Here is an 18,490-nt window from a genome sequence, read left to right on the forward strand (position 1 = left end):
TTTGTGTGGTTAGATTAGCATGCTCTTGCTGTTCCAATCGATCCAAGTATAAAAGTTGCTGCAAAAAGTCCTGCACCTCCTGTTGTGACTATAAACGCAGCGCCTACAACGCCTAAGGCTAATCCAGCCAAACCTATTCCACAATCAATTGCATTTCCACCGCCACCACCATATACCTGTGGAGGTTGATATACTACTTTTGTACCACCTTGTAAATTTTCCATCTGAGTTAATTCTAATTTTTTCATAATCATAAAATTTATTGGTTAATATTTGATTTATTAATGATTACAAATATATGTTGTGTAAGAAAAAACTCTTAGTCTAAAATCGGTTATTAAAAACCTAAATACGAATAATTGTAAAACAATTCTTATATTTACATTTGTTTTAAAAATGTTAATTATGAATAAGATTGTAGGAGATAATCTAAAAGTTTTGAGAAAATCAAAGAATATGTCACAAGAAGCAGCTGCTGATCATTTGCAAATCTCACAATCTGCTTACGCCAGAATGGAACGCGGAGAAAGCACTTCTTGGGCTATTCATTTTAATAAGATTTGTCAAATTTTTGAAATAACCCCAGAAGAATTAGTTAGAAAAGGATTGGGAGATTCTGTGTATGAAAGTCTAACAAATACAGATCGGCAAACTGAAATTGCCATATTGAGTTTTTATAGAAATATTATAAAAGAGTATGAGTTGGAAATTGAAGATCTAAAAACAATTATAAAACACTTAAATAAAGGAAAAAACTAATTTTTTCTTCTTTTCAGTTGCGTATAGGTTATAAGAATTCCAACTGTAGATAAAAAGGGACCAATTACCAATTTAAAATCTGAATAAGAAATGTCTTGTCTATCTCTTGTTAGCAATGGACTCAAAGATATACCAATGTATAAGAAACCAAGAATAATAAAAACGAGTAAAAAAGCCTTTTTTGTCATTTCAAATTATAATTGTAGAATGAAAACCGTAATCGTTTCATAATTAATGAGTTTTGAAAAGGGTTTTCAGAAATTAAAAAGTAAATATAAGCAAAAAACAAATTAATTAGGGAAAATTCTTTCGAAATAAAAAAGGCTCCACTTTATTAAGCGAAGCCCTTCCAATAATTTGTGAATTAAATAATTACCTTTTATAAAGCAATATTAGTTTAATTCTTTAGTCACAATCTGCATTGTTTCACGGCTAACTTGTTTCAATAAAACTGCTTTGTTTTTCTCAACCGTTTCTGCCGCTTCTTCTGTAAAGTGACGGATTGTATATAAGGTTACATTTTCGCTGTATTCTACTTTGAATTTTTTAGAAAGAATGGCATTCAATTCTGGGAAATTTCCAAATTTATCTTCCACACAAACAGAGAAACTAATTGCAGAGTTCTGAATTAAGTTTACTTTGATTTTAAATTCGTGGAATAATCCAAAGATCTCGCTGATGTTTTCTTCCATAATGAAAGAGAAATCAATTGAAGAAAGAGAAATTAAAAGCTGTTCTCTTTTTACAATAAAACATGGATACTGTGGCTCCAAATCGACACCTTTAGAAACGCAAGTTCCTTTTAAAAGCGGATTAATAAACGATTTTACGTATAATGGAATTTCTTTTTTCTGTAAAGGCTGCAATGTTTTTGGGTGAATAACCGTTGCTCCGTAAAAAGCCAATTCGATTGCTTCACGATAAGAAATCTGATTCAAAAGACTTGCATTTTCAAAGTAACGCGGGTCTGCATTCATAACTCCAGGAACGTCTTTCCAGATCGTTACACTTTCTGCATTTAAGCAGTAAGCAAATATACCTGCAGTATAGTCAGAACCTTCACGGCCCAAAGTGGTTGTGAAATTATTTTCATCAGCACCCAAGAAACCTTGTGTAATATTCAAAACTTTTCTTGGTACATTTTTGCTGATGTTTTGTTGCGTAACTTCCCAGTCCACTCCAGCATCTCTATAATTTGCATCGGTTTTAATGAAGTTGCGAACGTCAAGCCATTGCGTCTGAATTCCCATGAAATTCATAAAATAGCTTAAGATATTAGTCGAAATCAATTCACCAAAACTTACCACCTGATCGTAAACAAAGTTGTAATTTGGAGATTTATTATGCGCTAAAAAATATTCTAATTCAGCAAACTGTGCATTTACAGCTGCGAAAACTTCGTGCTTTTCGTCCTCAAACAAATCCAATAAGATTTGATTATGGTATTTTTTGATTTCCTGAACAGAAGAATTTAGTTCTGTCGATTTTTCAAAATAATTCTTGATTACAACTTCAAGAGCATTTGTTGTTTTTCCCATAGCCGAAACTACAAGAATTACGTCTTCGTAACCTACTTTTTGTAAAACGTCGTATACGTTTTTAATTCCATCTGCATCTTTTACCGATGCTCCTCCAAATTTAAATACTCTCATTTTTTAATTATAGATTTTTAGATTTTAGATTTCAGATTGGGGCGAAATCATATGATTTTTTTCGCCACGAATTCACGAATTATCTTTTTAAATCTTTGCGAATAAAAATTCGTGAATTCGTGGCGAACAATTTTTTTATAATTTTTCTAAGAACGCATTAACTCCCATTTCGTCCATTTGAACAACTTGCCAGTCGTCTAAGATTTTGGCGCCAGAATTTTTGTAGAAATTCACTGCTGGTGTATTCCAAGCCAGCACATTCCATTCAACTCTTCTTACATTATCTCTTTTTCCTTGTTTCATGATTTCAGCGTAAAGAGCAGAACCTAATCCAGTACCGCGCATTTTCTCTTTTACAATCAAATCTTCAAGGTGAATTGTTTTTCCTTTCCAAGTAGAATAGCGATAATAATACAAAGCTATTCCAACAATTTCTTTCTGTTTTTCTTCGTTTTCAATCTCTGCCACAAAAACGTGAAACAATGGTTTTTCTCCAAAACCGTCACGTATTAAATCTTCTTCAGTAATAACGACTGCATCAGGTTCTTTTTCGAATATTGCCAGCTCCTGAATAAGCCCTAACACCGATTTCATGTCTTCAGGATTTCCTTTTCTAATATTCATGTATTCGTATTTTTAATTATTTATTATCTAAAAAAGCGCCGTTTTATCCATTGCTTTTTGCAGATAATTAGCAAATATACAATAGTAGCAAACTAACAAAATAATTTTTAAATCATTCTCACAAAATAGACGATATTTGTGACTTAAAAATAAAACTATAACGATTTAGAAATGGAAGAACGCAATAAAACACTGGGAGAGTTTATTATTGAGAACCAAAAAGCATTTCAGTATTCGTCGGGAGAACTCTCGCGAATTATTAACTCTATTCGATTGGCTGCCAAGGTGGTCAACCATAAAGTTAATCAAGCAGGTTTAGTAGATATTGTTGGCGCCGCTGGCGAACAGAATATCCAAGGAGAAGACCAGCAAAAATTAGATGTCTATGCAAACGAAGTATTTATCCAGACGTTAATAAACCGTGAGATTGTCTGTGGTATTGCTTCTGAAGAAAACGACGATTTTATAACAGTTCAGGGGAGCGACAACTGTCATAATAATAAGTACGTGATCTTAATGGATCCGCTTGACGGATCTTCAAACATTGATGTGAATGTTTCTGTGGGAACTATCTTTTCTGTTTTCAGAAGAGTGACCCCAATAGGAACCCCGGTAACTAGCGAGGATTTTTTACAGCCGGGAATCAATCAAGTTGCAGCAGGCTATGTAATTTATGGAACTTCGACCATGCTTGTCTATACTACTGGACATGGGGTGAATGGTTTTACACTAAATCCGGCGATAGGTACATTTTACCTTTCGCATCCAAACATGAAATTTCCAAAAAATGGAAATATCTACTCGGTAAACGAGGGTAATTATGTTCATTTTCCGCAAGGAGTAAAAAATTACATTAAATATTGCCAGCGCGAAGAAGGAGACAGACCGTATACTTCTAGATATATTGGAAGTCTAGTAGCCGATTTTCATCGAAATATGATCAAAGGCGGTATCTACATTTATCCGACAAGTTCAAAAGCGCCAAAAGGGAAATTACGTTTGCTTTACGAATGTAATCCGATGGCATTTTTAGCAGAACAGGCAGGAGGAAAAGCAACTGACGGTTTTGGAAGAATTATGGAAATCCAACCAACAGAACTGCACCAAAGAGTTCCTTTCTTCTGCGGAAGTTATAATATGGTAGAAAAAGCTGAGGAATTTATGGCAGCTGAATAAAAGTGTTCAGTATTCAGGTTTTTAGTGTTCAGTAACAGTTTATAGTTTACAGTCACAATAAAACCCGACAAGTTTTTTTAAACCTGTCGGGTTTCTTTTCATTTTGTCATTCCGTTAGGAATGTTTCATTGGTAGAAAAACAAATTAAATTGCAGTTATACGTTCCGTAGGAACGTTTGATCAATACATTTTTCCAAAAAAATCATGTGTCCCTGCAGGACAAATATGAAATCATAATGCTGCTAACTACCAACCAAATATTCCTAACGGAATAATAAATATTTGTATTAAAAAAAACTGTCTTTTTTTTTATTATTATAATTGTCCAATGTGACTATAAAATGAAACCCCGACAAAATTTTTAAAATCTGTCGGGGTTCTAAATTTAAATGTATTTCAATTTTCAGGTGTCAAGGTAAACTGAACACTAAAAAACTGAAGACTGAATATTACTTATTCATATTCTCCATTTCGAAAAGGAAAGTATCCAAATCTACTTTTTTGTCTACAAGAGAAAGTGCTTTAGAAACAATATAGTTTACGTTTCCTGGAGTAAAACCTAATGCAAGTCCCATACGGGTTAACATTACTTCCTGCAAATCTCCTAAATGATGGTCAACGTGAACCATTCTTGCTAAGTCGTATAGGCGCTCTAAACGCTGCGTGTATAAATAAGGAGGATTTATTGGGTGTTTCCAAGGATCTGCAAGAATCTCTTTGTATTCTTCTTCAGAGATTTGTAAAGTCGAAGCAATTTTATCCAAGAACTCTTGTTCTTCTGTACTTATTTTTCCGTCAGCAAAAGCAACGCGCACAATTGCAGAGAAATGACCTCTGTTTCTTTGTTTAAATTCGTTATCAAATAATTCTGAAAATGGCATAATTAGTTAATTTTATATCAAACAAATATAGCCCAAATTTTAAATTATTGATTTTAAAATTCTCATAAAATTTAACTTATTTTTATTGAAGGATTTGCTGGCCTAAATCTTTAATTTTGAAAATTAATCGTAAGTTTACAGCCCCTAATTATTTAATTACAAATACCTATGTCACAATTTTGGATTTATTTTCAAATAGGATTAAAACACGTTTTAGATATCAATGCTTACGATCACGTTCTTTTTTTAATCGCCTTAACTGTTCCGTATTTATTTAAAGACTGGAAAAGAATTTTCTTATTGGTTTCTCTTTTTACAATTGGTCATACTTTGGCTTTAATTCTTTCTGTTTATGGAATTATAACTATAAAAGTAGATCTTGTAGAATTCCTGATTCCGATAACAATTTTAGTAACCGCTCTTTATCATTTGTTTACGGCTGGAAAGACCTCAAAAAATGATGGCGTAAATCTGGTATTTTTCATAACTTTATTCTTTGGAATTATTCACGGACTAGGTTTTTCAAATTATTTCAAAACAATTTTAGGAGGTTCTGCAACCTCAAAATTGTTACCTTTGGGAGAGTTTGCCTTAGGAATCGAAGCTGCACAGTTAGTAGTGGTTTTTGTTGTTCTGGTAATTTCATATATAGTGCAGACGGTTTTCCGTTTTTCAAAACGCGACTGGGCACTTGTAATGTCGGCTTTCATTATTGGAGTTGTAATTCCGATGATTATTGAAAGTCCAATTTGGAACAGATAAAATTAAATGGAAGTAAAAAAACGGAATAAATACGATAGAGCTTATCTGCGAATTGCAAAAGAGTGGAGCCTGCTTTCTTACTGTAAACGTAAACAAGTTGGCGCGATTATCGTAAAAGACAGAATGATCATTTCTGATGGTTACAACGGAACACCGTCTGGATTTGACAATTGCTGCGAAGACGAAGAAGGATTAACGCGCTGGGACGTTTTACACGCCGAGGCAAATGCAATCCTGAAAGTAGCAAGATCAACACAGTCTTGCGAAGGAGCGACTTTGTATATCACGCTTTCGCCTTGCAAAGAATGCAGCAAATTAATACATCAGTCTGGAATAAAAAGAGTGGTGTATAAAGATGGATATCGCGACGATTCCGGAATTCAATTTTTAATAAAAGCAGGCGTAGAGGTTGAACATATTCCTGTTTTAGAAGAGTAATGAAATTTAATTCAAAATATCTGCCAATAGTTATCGGAGCTACTTTTGCTCTCGGAACAATAGTGGGAAGCTTAATGAACGCTCCAGCTAGTGATCAGCTTTTGGCTAAAAATTACTCCAAAACCAAGCTCAATAAACTTATTGATTTTATCAATACAGAATATGTAGACAGCGTCAATACCGATTCGATTGTAAACCTTACGGTCGATAATATTCTTTCCAAATTAGATCCGCATTCTGTTTATATTCCGCCAAGCGAACAAGCTGAGGTTGCCGAGAGCATGAAAGGTGATTTCGTCGGAATCGGAATCAATTTCTACATGTACAAAGATTCTGTGGCGATCATAAAACCGATTGAAAACGGACCTTCAGCTAAAGCAGGATTAAAATCTGGCGACCGTATTTTATTCGCTGGAAAAAGCAAATTATACGGACGAAAATTGCCTTCAGACAGTTTGTTCTCAAAACTAAAAGGCCTTCAAGGTTCTGAAATTGAATTGACGGTTTTTAGAAAATCAGAACAAAAGAAACTTAAATTTAAAGTCAAAAGAGATATTATTCCGATCAAAAGTGTCGATGCGTCGATTATGATTGGAAATAAAGTTGGTTATATCAAAATCAACCGTTTTGCTGAAACTACATTTAATGAGTTTAAAACGGGTTTGGCAAGATTAAAACAAAAAGGAGTTGAGTCGCTTGTAATTGACCTTAGGGATAATGGTGGCGGTTATATGGAAGAAGCGATTGCTATTGCTGACGAATTTTTAAAAGACAAGCAATTAATCGTTTTCACGAAAAGTAAAAATGGTTCTACTGAAAAAACATACGCTACTAAAGCAGGAAGTTTTGAAAGCGGAAAAGTATATGTTTTGATTAATGAAAACAGTGCTTCTGCCAGCGAAATTTTAGCGGGAGCGATTCAAGATAATGATCGAGGAACTATTGTTGGAAGACGTTCTTTTGGCAAAGGTTTGGTTCAAAGAGAAATGGATTTTAATGACGGATCGGCAGTACGATTGACCGTAGCCCGTTATTATACTCCGACAGGAAGATCAATTCAAAAACCGTATAAAAAAGGAAATGAAGCCTATTTTAAAGAATCTGAATCTAGAATTGCAACAGGAGAATTGTACGCAAAAGACAGTATAAAAGTAGCTGATTCTTTAAAATTCAAAACTCCGAAAGGAAAAATCGTTTACGGCGGTGGCGGAATTGTTCCTGATGTTTTTGTGCCAATGGAAGCAGAGCACGGAAATGAAAATGTAGCTTACTTGTTGCAAACTGGAATTGTGGGACATTTTGTTTTTGAAGAATTGGATAAAAATAGAAATGCTTTTGCAGGTGATAGCTTCGCTGAATTTTTAGCTAAAATGAAAAACTCAGATGTATATTTCAAAAAATTCAAGAATTACATTCTGATGACAGGTTTAGATTTAAAATTGGATAAAACCAAAGCGCTTGTAAATCGTCATATCACGGCCGAATTTGCGCGTCAGCTGTATGGAGAATTGTATTTTTATGATGTGATTCTGAAAGATGATGCCATGATTAAAACAATTCTGACTCCGAAGAAATAAGATAAAGGTTTAAAAAATCAATAAATAATAATCAGCCAAATCTGCTAAATCTGCAAGAAGTATTTTAAGCTTGCAGATTTAGCAGATTTTAAATGATTTAGTAAACCTTTGAGATTTTGATCTAATAGTAACTTCAATCTTTATATCATGAAAATAGAAACCGTTGTTGATGCAGAAATCGAACTTTTAACTGCAATTAAAAAATCGGATGTTATGGCTTTGGATACCATCCTTCATGATGATTTATTGTTCAACATGCCCGACGGACAAACGATAACCAAAGAATTTGACTTGCAAGCGTACCGTTCTGGAAAAATGAAAATCGATTCGCTAGAAGCCTCAGATCAAATTGTAAATATAATTGAGAATACCGCCGTAGTTGCTGTTACCGTTTCATTAAAAGGAACTTACGATACTACTGCAATAAATGGCGTTTTCAAATACATTAGAGTTTGGAAAAAATCGGGTAAAAATTTAAAAGTTATTGCCGGAAGCTGCGTTCAGCTGGCATAAAGTTTGAAGCAGGAAAAATAATATTAACTTAAAGCGTAATTCCGAAATCTAAACATAAATCAGTGTTTAATTTGCGGTCTAAACTAAATAATATGAAAAATTTAAAAAGAATAAGTCTGTTAGCCATTTTGATGGTTTTTGTAATCTCTTGTACTTCTATGAAAAATGATGCAAATAATCCAGTTACAGGAAAAGTAGAATCAATCGAAGGAGGAAAAGACGGTTACACAGCAAAAATTACAACAGACAGTAAAGAAGTCTATTTTGCAACAATCAGTATTGTAAACGTTGGAGGACCTCAAAACTACAAACAAGTAAAAATCGGCGATGTAATTTCTGTAAAAGGAGAAAAATGGAAAACAGAAGATGAAAACCACATCAAAGTAACCCAAATCGTTTCGGTTAAATAAAAAAGGTGAACCATATAAGTCATATAAGTCCATATTATACTTTGCGTATAAATTAAATGAACTTATATGACTTATATGGTTTAATAAATTTTATGAGATTTTATCGAATACTATCGTGAGCATGAGTTTGCGTGCCATTGTTCCATAATGTAAGAATATCTGTTGCAACAGCAGCGCCACTTCCGGCAGCAATTGCCAATTGGCTTCTCCAACCTGCTAAAGTTCCGATTACATAAATGCCATCAGCAACTTTATGATCTTCGTTTTTAAGCTGAATGCGCTGTTTTTCTGGAAGCGCTTTTTTGTGAGGTTCAACAAATTGCATCAAACCTTCGATGTCGAAAGTATTGGCAGAGCCAATTCCCACTACGATATTTCTTGTTTTGTATGAATTTTTGTTGGTCACTACGGTAAATTCAGGGTAACTACCCTCAATTTTAATTACTTTTTCATTAGGAATCTGAGCAATGTGCGGATAAGTTGCCGCTAAATCTTCTGTACTTTCAGTTAAAAGTTCAGAACCTAATTTTCCTGGAGTAATTCCGTAAGCGTTATAAAATATAGCCTCTTGTAAAGAAGAATTTTTCTGATGCGTAAAAATTCCGATTTTTTTGTCAGTAACAAAAGTTTTGTTTTTTGCGGATCCTAAGACAAGAGCACAAGACATTCCTGATACTCCTCCGCCAATAATTAAAACATCAAACATATTATCTGTTGTCATTCATTTTTTCTTCAATTCTTTTTGAAATTCTAAAAATCAAAAGAATCAAAACAGCGCAAAATGAAGCGGCGATTCCAATAAAAGCTACCATACTATCTCCTTGAAAAGGGTTTTTAAAGTCTAATAGCGTAATATTAAAAACGATTAAAGCTAATGCCAAAAGCACTAAGATTGAAGTGAAAATTTTCATAGATTGTTTTTGTTTTTGTCTAAAATAATAAAGTAGAACTTTATGGAGGGTATGCCTTAAAGTTGTATTTTAGAAATTTTACGGGGTAAATTTATAAAAATAAATTTTAGACAAACAAACCTTTAACATTAGCGGCGAATAATTTAACAGCAATTGCTAAAAGTATCACTCCAAATGTCTTGCGAACCACGCCAAGTCCGTTTTCTCCTAACAAATTTTCGATTTTTTTAGAAGATTTTAAAACGATATAAACCAGTATAATATTAAGGACAATCGCAATGATAATATTGATGGTGTGAAATTGAGAACGAAGCGATAATAAAGTAGTCATGGTTCCTGCTCCAGCAATTAAAGGAAACGCTAAAGGTACAATAGAAGCCGAGCCTGGTTCTTCGTCACGATAAATTCTGATCCCTAAAATCATTTCCAGAGCAAGAAAGAAAAGTACAAAAGATCCCGCAACGGCAAACGAATGTACATCGATTCCGATAAGATTTAAAAGTCCTTCTCCAACAAAAAGAAAAACAATCATAATAGCCCCAGCAACGATAGAAGCTTTTTCAGATTCGATATGGCCGACTTTTGCTCTTAAATTCACAATAATCGGAATAGAACCAACAATATCAATCACGGCAAAAAGCACCATACTAACGGTAATGATTTCTTTAAAATCGATTTCTAACATATCAATTTGATTTTGAGGAATTAAAATTTGCTGCAAAAGTAAATAATAAAGTTAGGTGATTTTTCGATAGCTTGTATTTTTGTTATAAAAACATGTTTTATGTGTTAAAAAAGTGATATTTATAACAATTATGAATTTTGTCGTGGAGTTTCACAAAGATTTTTGGGAAAGTTCATGAGTTTTACCACAGAGCTACGCAAAGTTTTCACAAAGTTTCGCAAAGTTTTTAATTTTTTAAAGTTCGCAAAGATTTAAGATTTAAATTTTCACAAAGCTTAATAAATTTTTGTGCGCCTCTGTGATAAACTTTGTGTAGCTCTGTGATAGAATCTCTGCGGTACATTTTTTATCTGCTTTCTTTGACTATCTTTGCACTTTATTAAAATACAGTATACTATCATGTTTCAGTTAGGTAAAACTATTATTTCAGAAGATATTCTGGAAAAAGAATTTGTGTGCAACTTGTCGGCTTGTAAAGGAGCTTGTTGCGTGGATGGAGATGCGGGCGCGCCTTTGAGCGAGGCTGAAACGAAAATCTTAGAAGAAATTTATCCTAAAGTAAAACCCTTTTTACGAAAAGAAGGAATAGAAGCTATCGAAGCGCAAGGGACTTGGTTAACCGGAACTGACGGAGATCTTGAAACGCCGCTCATCGATAATAAAGATTGTGCTTATGTAATTTTTGACGGTAAAACAGCGCTTTGCGGAATAGAGCAAGCGTACAATCAAGGAATCGTCGATTGGAAAAAACCGGTTTCTTGCCATTTGTATCCAATTCGTGTAAAAGACTTCACAGAATTTGCAGCGGTTAATTACGACAAATGGGATATTTGTGATGATGCCTGTTCTTTAGGAAAAGAATTAGAAGTTCCAGTTTACAAATTTGTCAAAGAAGCATTAATAAGACGCTTTGGCGAGGATTGGTATATGGAATTGGAAAAGGTTGCTGAAGAGCTCAAAAATTCATAAAAAACAACTATCCGTTATATAGTCTTTTTGACTACATATTTTAACTCAAAAAAATAAAGTTTTGATGCTAAAAAACTTTTTTAAAAACTATTCAAAATAACTTGCATTTTATATTTAAAAGTCTATATTTTACGGCTGTTTCCGAGAATTTAGTACTTTTAAATGTCTCATTTACAAATAATTAATTATTGTCTGAAAAATATCGCAATTTTGGGTCGTTGTTAAAAACTACGTCCGATTGTGAATAAGTTTGACTTTTATTTTTGGCGTTAATTAACAATCTTTGTACTGCTTGTTTAAGCACAAAATTTCAATACAAAAATTAACAGAATCTGTCATGTCACAAATCGAACCAATATTACAAGAAAATAAAAATCGCTTCGTTATTTTTCCGATTAAACATCATGATATTTGGGAGTGGTATAAAAAGATGGAAGCTAGTTTTTGGACTGCAGAAGAAATCGACTTACACCAAGATTTGACAGACTGGAATAATAAATTGAATGATGATGAAAGATATTTCATCAAACATATCCTAGCATTCTTTGCTGCTTCTGATGGAATCGTAAATGAAAATCTGGCTGAGAACTTTGTAAACGAAGTTCAATATGCCGAAGCGAAGTTTTTCTACGGATTTCAAATCATGATGGAGAATATTCATAGCGAAACCTATTCTTTATTAATTGATACTTACGTAAAAGACGAAGCAGAAAAAACAGAGTTGTTTAATGCTTTGGAAGTTTTTCCTGCAATTGCTAAAAAAGGAGAATGGGCTTTAAAATGGATCGAGTCAGATTCGTTTGCTGAAAGACTTATTGCTTTTGCTGCAGTTGAAGGAATCTTTTTCTCAGGAGCTTTCTGTTCAATTTATTGGCTGAAAAAACGTGGTTTAATGCCAGGTTTGACTTTCTCTAATGAATTGATTTCTCGTGACGAAGGCGTACACTGTGATTTTGCAGTTCACTTGCACAATCATCATTTGGTAAACAAAGTGCCAAAAGAAAGAATTAAAGAAATTATTGTTGATGCATTAGATATCGAAAGACAATTTGTGACCGAATCTCTTCCGGTAAGTTTAATTGGTATGAATGCTGGTTTAATGACACAGTATTTAGAGTTTGTTGCCGATAGACTTTTGGTTGAACTAGGTTGTGAGCGTGTTTACGGATCAGCAAATCCATTCGATTTCATGGACATGATTTCACTTCAAGGAAAAACTAATTTCTTTGAAAAACGTGTTGCAGAGTATCAAAAGTCAGGTGTGATGAACAATGACAGTGATGCTCAAAAAATTTCATTTGATGCAGATTTTTAGACAACAAAAATACTTTTAGCGTCTTATATCCTCAAGAGGCACTAAAAAAAGATTACAAGGAATATTTTAAGGTTGAATCTCTTTCCCAAATCGCAGATTCAATAGCAATTTTAGGCGCATTTAAATTCGATTTTCGAATTTGAAACGAGTAACTATTGAGAATTTGGTAATTCTCTAAAATTAATTTTAAAACACGCAATGTTTAAGTGCTGGAGTTCGTTCTCTAGGTACTTTCATTTTTTCAATAACTATAAAAGGTAAGCTTATGTATGTAGTAAAAAGAGATGGCCACAGAGAGCCCGTAATGTTTGATAAGATTACAGAAAGAATCAAAAAATTGTGTTACGGCTTAAATGAGCTCGTAGATCCAGTTAAGGTAGCCATGAGGGTTATCGAAGGATTGTATGATGGGGTTTCGACTTCTGAATTGGATAATCTTGCAGCAGAAACGGCGGCTTCTATGACAATTGCGCATCCAGATTATGCTCAATTGGCAGCTCGTGTAGCAATTTCTAACTTGCATTCAAATACCAAAAAATCTTTCTCAGAAACGATGAAAGATATGTATCACTACGTAAATCCAAGAAATGGACAAGATGCACCATTAATTGCTGATGACGTATACAAAGTGATTCAGGAAAATGCTGCTTTTTTAGATTCTCATATTATCTATACAAGAGATTTTAATTACGATTACTTTGGTTTCAAAACCTTAGAGCGTTCTTATCTTCTTAAAATAAACGGAAAAATCGTTGAGCGTCCGCAGCACATGTTAATGCGTGTATCTGTTGGTATTCACTTAGACGATTTAAAATCGGTTATTGAAACTTATGATTTAATGTCTAAAAAGTTCTTTACGCATGCAACGCCAACGTTGTTTAATGCAGGAACTCCAAAACCTCAAATGTCTTCTTGTTTCCTTTTGGCAATGCAAGATGATAGTATTGATGGAATTTACGATACATTAAAACAAACAGCTAAAATTTCGCAGTCAGCGGGAGGAATCGGACTTTCTATTCATAACGTTCGTGCGACTGGATCTTACATTCGCGGTACAAACGGAACTTCAAACGGAATTGTTCCGATGTTGAGAGTTTTTAACGATACGGCGCGTTACGTAGATCAAGGAGGCGGAAAACGTAAAGGAAGTTTTGCGATTTACATCGAAACTTGGCATGCTGATATTTTCGATTTCTTGGATTTAAAGAAAAATACAGGAAAAGAAGAAATGCGTGCAAGAGATTTATTCTTCGCAATGTGGACTTCAGATTTGTTTATGAAACGTGTTCAGGAAGATTCAACTTGGACTTTAATGTGTCCTAACGAATGTCCAGGTCTTTATGATGTTTATGGAGAAGAATTCGAAGCATTATACACAGATTACGAATTCCAAAATAAAGGAAGAAAAACAATCCGTGCTCGTGAATTGTGGGAGAAAATCCTAGAATCTCAGATCGAGACTGGAACGCCATATATGTTGTACAAAGATGCAGCAAACCGTAAATCGAACCATAAGAATTTAGGAACTATTCGTTCTTCTAACTTGTGTACAGAGATTATGGAGTTTACGTCTAAAGACGAAATCGCTGTTTGTAACTTAGCATCGATCTCATTGCCAATGTTTATTGATAATGGAAAATTTGATCACGACGCACTTTACAATGTTACAAAACGTGTAACTCGTAACTTGAATAAAGTAATTGACAGAAACTATTACCCTGTAAAAGAAGCAGAAAACTCAAACATGCGCCACCGTCCAGTTGGATTAGGAGTGCAAGGTTTGGCTGATGCTTTTATTATGTTGCGCATGCCTTTTACAAGTGACGAAGCAAAACAATTGAACCAAGAGATTTTTGAAACATTATACTTCGCGGCTGTAACGGCCTCTATGGAAATGGCAAAAGAAGAAGGTCCATATTCTACATTTGCAGGTTCGCCAATGTCACAAGGAGAATTCCAATACAACATGTGGGGAATGAAAGATGAGGAATTATCAGGACGTTGGGACTGGGCTTCTTTAAGAAAAGAAGTTATGGAACATGGAGTTCGTAACTCATTGTTAGTTGCACCAATGCCAACCGCTTCAACTTCTCAGATTCTTGGAAACAACGAAGCTTTCGAACCGTATACTTCAAACATTTATACACGTCGTGTATTGTCTGGAGAATTCATTGTAGTAAACAAACATTTACTAGAAGACTTGGTAAAACTAGGTTTATGGAACGAGACATTGAAACAGGAAATTATGCGTCATAACGGATCTATTCAAAATATTGATATTATTCCGCAAGACCTAAAAGATCTTTACAAAACAGTTTGGGAAATGTCAATGAAAGATATTATCGATATGTCTCGCCAAAGAGGTTATTTTATTGATCAGTCTCAATCATTGAACTTGTTCATGCAAGATGCTAACTATTCTAAACTTACGTCAATGCACTTCTATGCTTGGCAATCTGGTTTAAAAACAGGAATGTATTACTTAAGAACAAAAGCGGCTGTAGATGCGATTAAATTCACATTAAACAACGATAAAAAAGAGGAAACCGCACCAAGCTTAGTTGCAGAAACAGAAGCTATCTCTGTTGAAGATTATAAAGCAATGTTGTTAAAAGCACAAGCAGCAGATCCTGAGGATTGTGAAATGTGTGGGTCTTAATTTTTTTAGAAGAAAGAAAATAGAATAAAGAAGCAAGATTTATTCTTAAATTTATAAGCAGTTGTCATTTGATAACTGCTTTTTTTTAGGAGCTGTTTCCCGCTTTCCGTTGCAATCTTTTTATTTTTAAAGAAAAAATAAAAAGGATTTCCACTTCAATCGGGGCTAGATTCGTTTTCATAAGACAAATTTTAGAAGATAAATAAGAATATTATTCACAATCTTATCAGTTTCTCGTTCTTCGAGATGACAAATTATAACTTGAAATAAAAAAACTTTCTGTCTTAGTGACTTCGTGACTAAAACAACAATATCTCCAAAAATCCTCCGTTTAAAACTATTACCAAACACATTCAAATCTTAGCACCTTAGAACCTCAATGACTTAGCCTCTTCAAAAAATTAAACCTTTTAAAGAGAATCGAGTCTTATAGTAATAATTTCCAAATTATGAAAAAGAGCAGTCTTTGGTCCTTACGCTTGGGTTTCTCGGGAAAAGAAGCCGAAAAGATAGAAAAACTCGGATTAGAAAAATTTCTAAAGCATTCTTACGACTCAAAATTCGACAAAGAGCTTCCTGCTTTTCTGCAAGATGATCCCAAAACTTTAGCGGAATTAAAAGAACTTCGAGAATCGATAAAAAATGCCGATTCAGAATTCAAAAAGAAAACTTTAAAGAAAGAAGTCTACTCTAATCTTGAACTCAAGAAATGGTGGATTCAAAAAATGCGAACTGATGAATTTCCACTTCGTGAAAATATGGTCTGCTTTTGGCACAATCACTTCGTGTCGACTTCGCAGAAAGTAAAAGTCAATTACTGGATTTATCAGCACAATATGATTTTGCGGGAAAATGCTTTTGGCAATTTTAAAGAATTAACTAAACAGATTCTGAAATCAAACGCGATGGTAAGATATCTCGATAATGGCGATAATAAAAAAGGAAAAGTCAACGAGAATCTAAGTCGCGAATTACTGGAATTATTCACGATTGGAATTGGAAATTATTCCGAAGAAGATATTAAAAATGGCGCAAAAGCTTTAGCAGGTTTAAATGTTGGCGATAATGGTGCCGTTTATAGAAAAAATATCGAAGACAATAGCGATAAAACCTATTTCGGAAAAACTGGAAATTGGAAAGCTGATGATTTAGCCGATATCATTTTCGAACAGAAAAATATTCCGTATCTCATTACCCGTAAAATTCTAAAATGGTTTGTTTATGATAATCCGCCAGAAAAATTGGTAACTTATTATGGCGATTATCTCCGAAAAGTAAAGTTCGAAATTGAGCCTTTATTGACCAAGATTTTTACCGAAGAATATGCGAAAGAAAAGGCTGGAAGTAAAATTAAAAATCCGCTGGTTTATATTCTGCAATTGACAAATGAATTGCAAATGGAAGATTTCGATAATGGAATGGTCCAATACTTCCTGAAACAACAAGGAATGGATTTGTACAATCAAACCAATGTGAAAGGTTGGGACGGAGGAAATTCCTGGCTGACATCACAGATTTATTTGCAGCGAAATAATACTTCAGATCTACTTTGTAAAGGACGAACGATTACAGGGAAATTTCTAAATAAAATGAATGCAGAACCCGAAAAACCTGTTTTGGAAATTAATAAAGTAAAAGTCAAGGTTCAGTTTGATGACAGTGGAAACAATAAAACGATTATTTCTGAATTGTCAGATCGATTGCTTTTTAAAACAAACGAATCGATTCAAAAAGATATGGAAAACCTTTTGAAATATGACTTCGACCCAAAAGAGCCCAATGCAGATGCAGCGGTAATTCGGTTATTCAATTACATTACCAAACTGCCCGAATATCAATTAATTTAAAAGTTTGAAATCATGAACAGAAGAACTTTTTTAACCCTTACAGGAACTTTTACAGGCGGAATGCTCGTACTTCCCGATTTTCTACACGCTTTTGGAACACAGCAAAATGTAATTGTCGGCGAACAATGTGTTGTTTTTGTACAGTTGAATGGGGGAAATGACGGACTCAATACTTTTATTCCGTATGACGATCCGCTATATTATGATTTGCGAACCAAAATTGCTTTAAATAAAGATATTGTTGTTGGAAAGAATAAAGGAATGGCTTTTCATCCGTCGCTAAAAGATTTTGCCCAAATGCAGCAAAACGGAGATTTAACCGTGATTCAAAATGTGGGTTATCCAGAACCTGTTCGTTCGCATTTTAGAAGTCAGGAAATTTGGCAGACGGCTGTGGATTCTAATAAATATGTAAACGAAGGCTGGCTGGGACGATATTTAGATTTGCAATGCAACGGACATCAGCCAACGGCGGGCGTAAATCTAGACTCGATTGATAATTTGGCTTTGAAAGGAATTGAACCGAATTCAATTACGGTAAAAGATCCGAATCGTTTTAAAGTGAAAGGCGAGATGGAAGATTCAAAATTATCTGATAATCCGCAATTGGATTTTGTTCGAAAAATCGCCAATTCGGTTACTGAAGGTTCAGATGAAATTCAGAAAGCATTGTTGAAGTCAAAATCGGAAAGTAGTTATCCAAAAACAGAATTGTCCAAAAACTTAGAATGGATTGCGCGTTTGATAAAAGGAAATTTGAATTCAAAAGTATATTACACTTCTTTAAACGGATTTGATACGCACGACAATCAGTTGGCCATTCACGAAAGAAAATTGACAGATTTAAATGATTCAATATTTAGTTTCTATAAAGATTTAAAACAAGCCAATCTTCTTCAAAATGTAACAATCGTAGTTTTCTCAGAATTTGGACGCCGCGTAAAAGACAACGGCAACGGAACCGATCACGGAACCGCCGCGCCAATGTTCATCATCGGAGGAAATAATAAAGGAACTATTTTAGGCAAAAATCCAAACTTAGCAGACTTAGATAACGGCGATTTAAAATACGAAACAGATTTTAGGAGTGTCTATGCTTCATTATTAAAAGAAAAACTCGATTTTGATTACACGAAGATTGGGATTAAGAATAAAGCGGTTTCGGGATTGTTTTAAAGTTTTTTCGCCACGAATTCACGAATTTTTTTTTTTGAAAATCTAGTCGTTTAATTTGTGCAATTTGTATAAATAGCCACAACGATTTGCGCTAATTCGTGAATTCGTGGCGAAAAAAACTAATCCTAGATCATGA

At 34.0% G+C, this 18,490-nt stretch carries 19 protein-coding genes; 12 read left to right on the top strand and 7 right to left on the bottom strand.

Annotation, left to right across the window (positions count from 1 at the left end; genetic code table 11):
- Positions 1–14: 14 nt before the first annotated feature.
- Complete coding sequence (locus ACWA1F_RS15700) at positions 15–248, bottom strand: hypothetical protein (protein ID WP_456894883.1); 234 nt, start codon at positions 246–248, stop codon at positions 15–17.
- Positions 249–405: 157 nt separating this feature from the next.
- Between ACWA1F_RS15700 and ACWA1F_RS15705 the strand changes: the two genes are divergently transcribed.
- Positions 406–759 (top strand): helix-turn-helix transcriptional regulator, encoded by a 354-nt coding sequence (locus ACWA1F_RS15705; RefSeq protein WP_456894885.1) that lies wholly within the window; start codon positions 406–408, stop codon positions 757–759.
- Positions 760–1,151: 392 nt separating this feature from the next.
- Here the strand turns inward: ACWA1F_RS15705 and ACWA1F_RS15710 are convergent, their stop codons facing one another.
- Complete coding sequence (locus ACWA1F_RS15710; RefSeq protein ID WP_306153239.1) at positions 1,152–2,411, bottom strand: aspartate kinase; 1,260 nt, start codon at positions 2,409–2,411, stop codon at positions 1,152–1,154.
- A gap of 135 nt (positions 2,412–2,546) precedes the next feature.
- Positions 2,547–3,035 (bottom strand): GNAT family N-acetyltransferase, encoded by a 489-nt coding sequence (locus ACWA1F_RS15715; RefSeq protein ID WP_456894887.1) that lies wholly within the window; start codon positions 3,033–3,035, stop codon positions 2,547–2,549.
- A 171-nt stretch (positions 3,036–3,206) separates the two neighbouring features.
- Between ACWA1F_RS15715 and fbp the strand changes: the two genes are divergently transcribed.
- Entirely contained in the window at positions 3,207–4,211 is a 1,005-nt protein-coding gene (gene fbp / locus ACWA1F_RS15720) for a class 1 fructose-bisphosphatase (RefSeq protein ID WP_456894889.1), read from the top strand.
- Positions 4,212–4,660: 449 nt separating this feature from the next.
- On the opposite strand, the gene ACWA1F_RS15725 is transcribed toward fbp, so the two are convergent.
- Positions 4,661–5,092 carry a tellurite resistance TerB family protein gene (locus ACWA1F_RS15725; RefSeq protein ID WP_306153233.1) on the bottom strand — a complete coding sequence of 144 codons (432 nt, stop codon included), beginning with the start codon at positions 5,090–5,092 and terminating at the stop codon, positions 4,661–4,663.
- A 168-nt stretch (positions 5,093–5,260) separates the two neighbouring features.
- Between ACWA1F_RS15725 and ACWA1F_RS15730 the strand changes: the two genes are divergently transcribed.
- From ACWA1F_RS15730 to ACWA1F_RS15750, 5 genes are all read left to right on the top strand, one after another.
- On the top strand, positions 5,261–5,854 hold the full coding sequence (locus ACWA1F_RS15730) for a HupE/UreJ family protein (RefSeq protein WP_306153232.1): 594 nt from the start codon (positions 5,261–5,263) through the stop codon (positions 5,852–5,854).
- Between the two features lie 6 nt (positions 5,855–5,860).
- Positions 5,861–6,292 (top strand): deoxycytidylate deaminase, encoded by a 432-nt coding sequence (locus ACWA1F_RS15735; RefSeq protein WP_306153230.1) that lies wholly within the window; start codon positions 5,861–5,863, stop codon positions 6,290–6,292.
- Entirely contained in the window at positions 6,292–7,869 is a 1,578-nt protein-coding gene (locus ACWA1F_RS15740) for a S41 family peptidase (protein WP_456894892.1), read from the top strand. The genes ACWA1F_RS15735 and ACWA1F_RS15740 overlap by 1 nt, the downstream gene beginning before the upstream one ends.
- Positions 7,870–8,016: 147 nt before the next feature.
- Positions 8,017–8,382, top strand: a complete 366-nt coding sequence (locus ACWA1F_RS15745) for a nuclear transport factor 2 family protein (RefSeq protein WP_306153226.1) — start codon at positions 8,017–8,019, stop codon at positions 8,380–8,382.
- Positions 8,383–8,474: 92 nt separating this feature from the next.
- Positions 8,475–8,792, top strand: coding sequence for a hypothetical protein (locus ACWA1F_RS15750; RefSeq protein ID WP_456894894.1), 318 nt, complete (start codon positions 8,475–8,477; stop codon positions 8,790–8,792).
- Between the two features lie 100 nt (positions 8,793–8,892).
- Here the strand turns inward: ACWA1F_RS15750 and ACWA1F_RS15755 are convergent, their stop codons facing one another.
- From ACWA1F_RS15755 to ACWA1F_RS15765, 3 genes are all read right to left on the bottom strand, one after another.
- Positions 8,893–9,498, bottom strand: coding sequence for an FAD-dependent oxidoreductase (locus tag ACWA1F_RS15755; protein ID WP_456894981.1), 606 nt, complete (start codon positions 9,496–9,498; stop codon positions 8,893–8,895).
- A 1-nt stretch (position 9,499) separates the two neighbouring features.
- A complete protein-coding gene (locus ACWA1F_RS15760) occupies positions 9,500–9,703 on the bottom strand; it encodes a hypothetical protein (RefSeq protein ID WP_008465053.1) in 204 nt (67 codons plus the stop codon).
- Between the two features lie 106 nt (positions 9,704–9,809).
- Complete coding sequence (locus ACWA1F_RS15765; RefSeq protein WP_008465051.1) at positions 9,810–10,388, bottom strand: MarC family protein; 579 nt, start codon at positions 10,386–10,388, stop codon at positions 9,810–9,812.
- A 399-nt stretch (positions 10,389–10,787) separates the two neighbouring features.
- On the opposite strand from ACWA1F_RS15765, the gene ACWA1F_RS15770 reads away from it, so the two are divergent.
- From ACWA1F_RS15770 to ACWA1F_RS15790, 5 genes are all read left to right on the top strand, one after another.
- A complete protein-coding gene (locus ACWA1F_RS15770) occupies positions 10,788–11,357 on the top strand; it encodes a DUF3109 family protein (RefSeq protein WP_456894897.1) in 570 nt (189 codons plus the stop codon).
- Between the two features lie 337 nt (positions 11,358–11,694).
- Entirely contained in the window at positions 11,695–12,672 is a 978-nt protein-coding gene (locus ACWA1F_RS15775) for a ribonucleotide-diphosphate reductase subunit beta (RefSeq protein ID WP_179001755.1), read from the top strand.
- A gap of 265 nt (positions 12,673–12,937) precedes the next feature.
- Positions 12,938–15,331, top strand: a complete 2,394-nt coding sequence (locus tag ACWA1F_RS15780) for a ribonucleoside-diphosphate reductase subunit alpha (protein ID WP_456894899.1) — start codon at positions 12,938–12,940, stop codon at positions 15,329–15,331.
- 449 nt (positions 15,332–15,780) lie between these two features.
- Positions 15,781–17,178, top strand: coding sequence for a DUF1800 domain-containing protein (locus ACWA1F_RS15785; protein ID WP_456894901.1), 1,398 nt, complete (start codon positions 15,781–15,783; stop codon positions 17,176–17,178).
- A 12-nt stretch (positions 17,179–17,190) separates the two neighbouring features.
- Positions 17,191–18,354, top strand: a complete 1,164-nt coding sequence (locus tag ACWA1F_RS15790) for a DUF1501 domain-containing protein (RefSeq protein ID WP_456894903.1) — start codon at positions 17,191–17,193, stop codon at positions 18,352–18,354.
- The last annotated feature ends 136 nt before the right edge of the window (positions 18,355–18,490 follow it).

The sequence above is a fragment of the Flavobacterium erigeronis genome, from assembly GCF_054075165.1.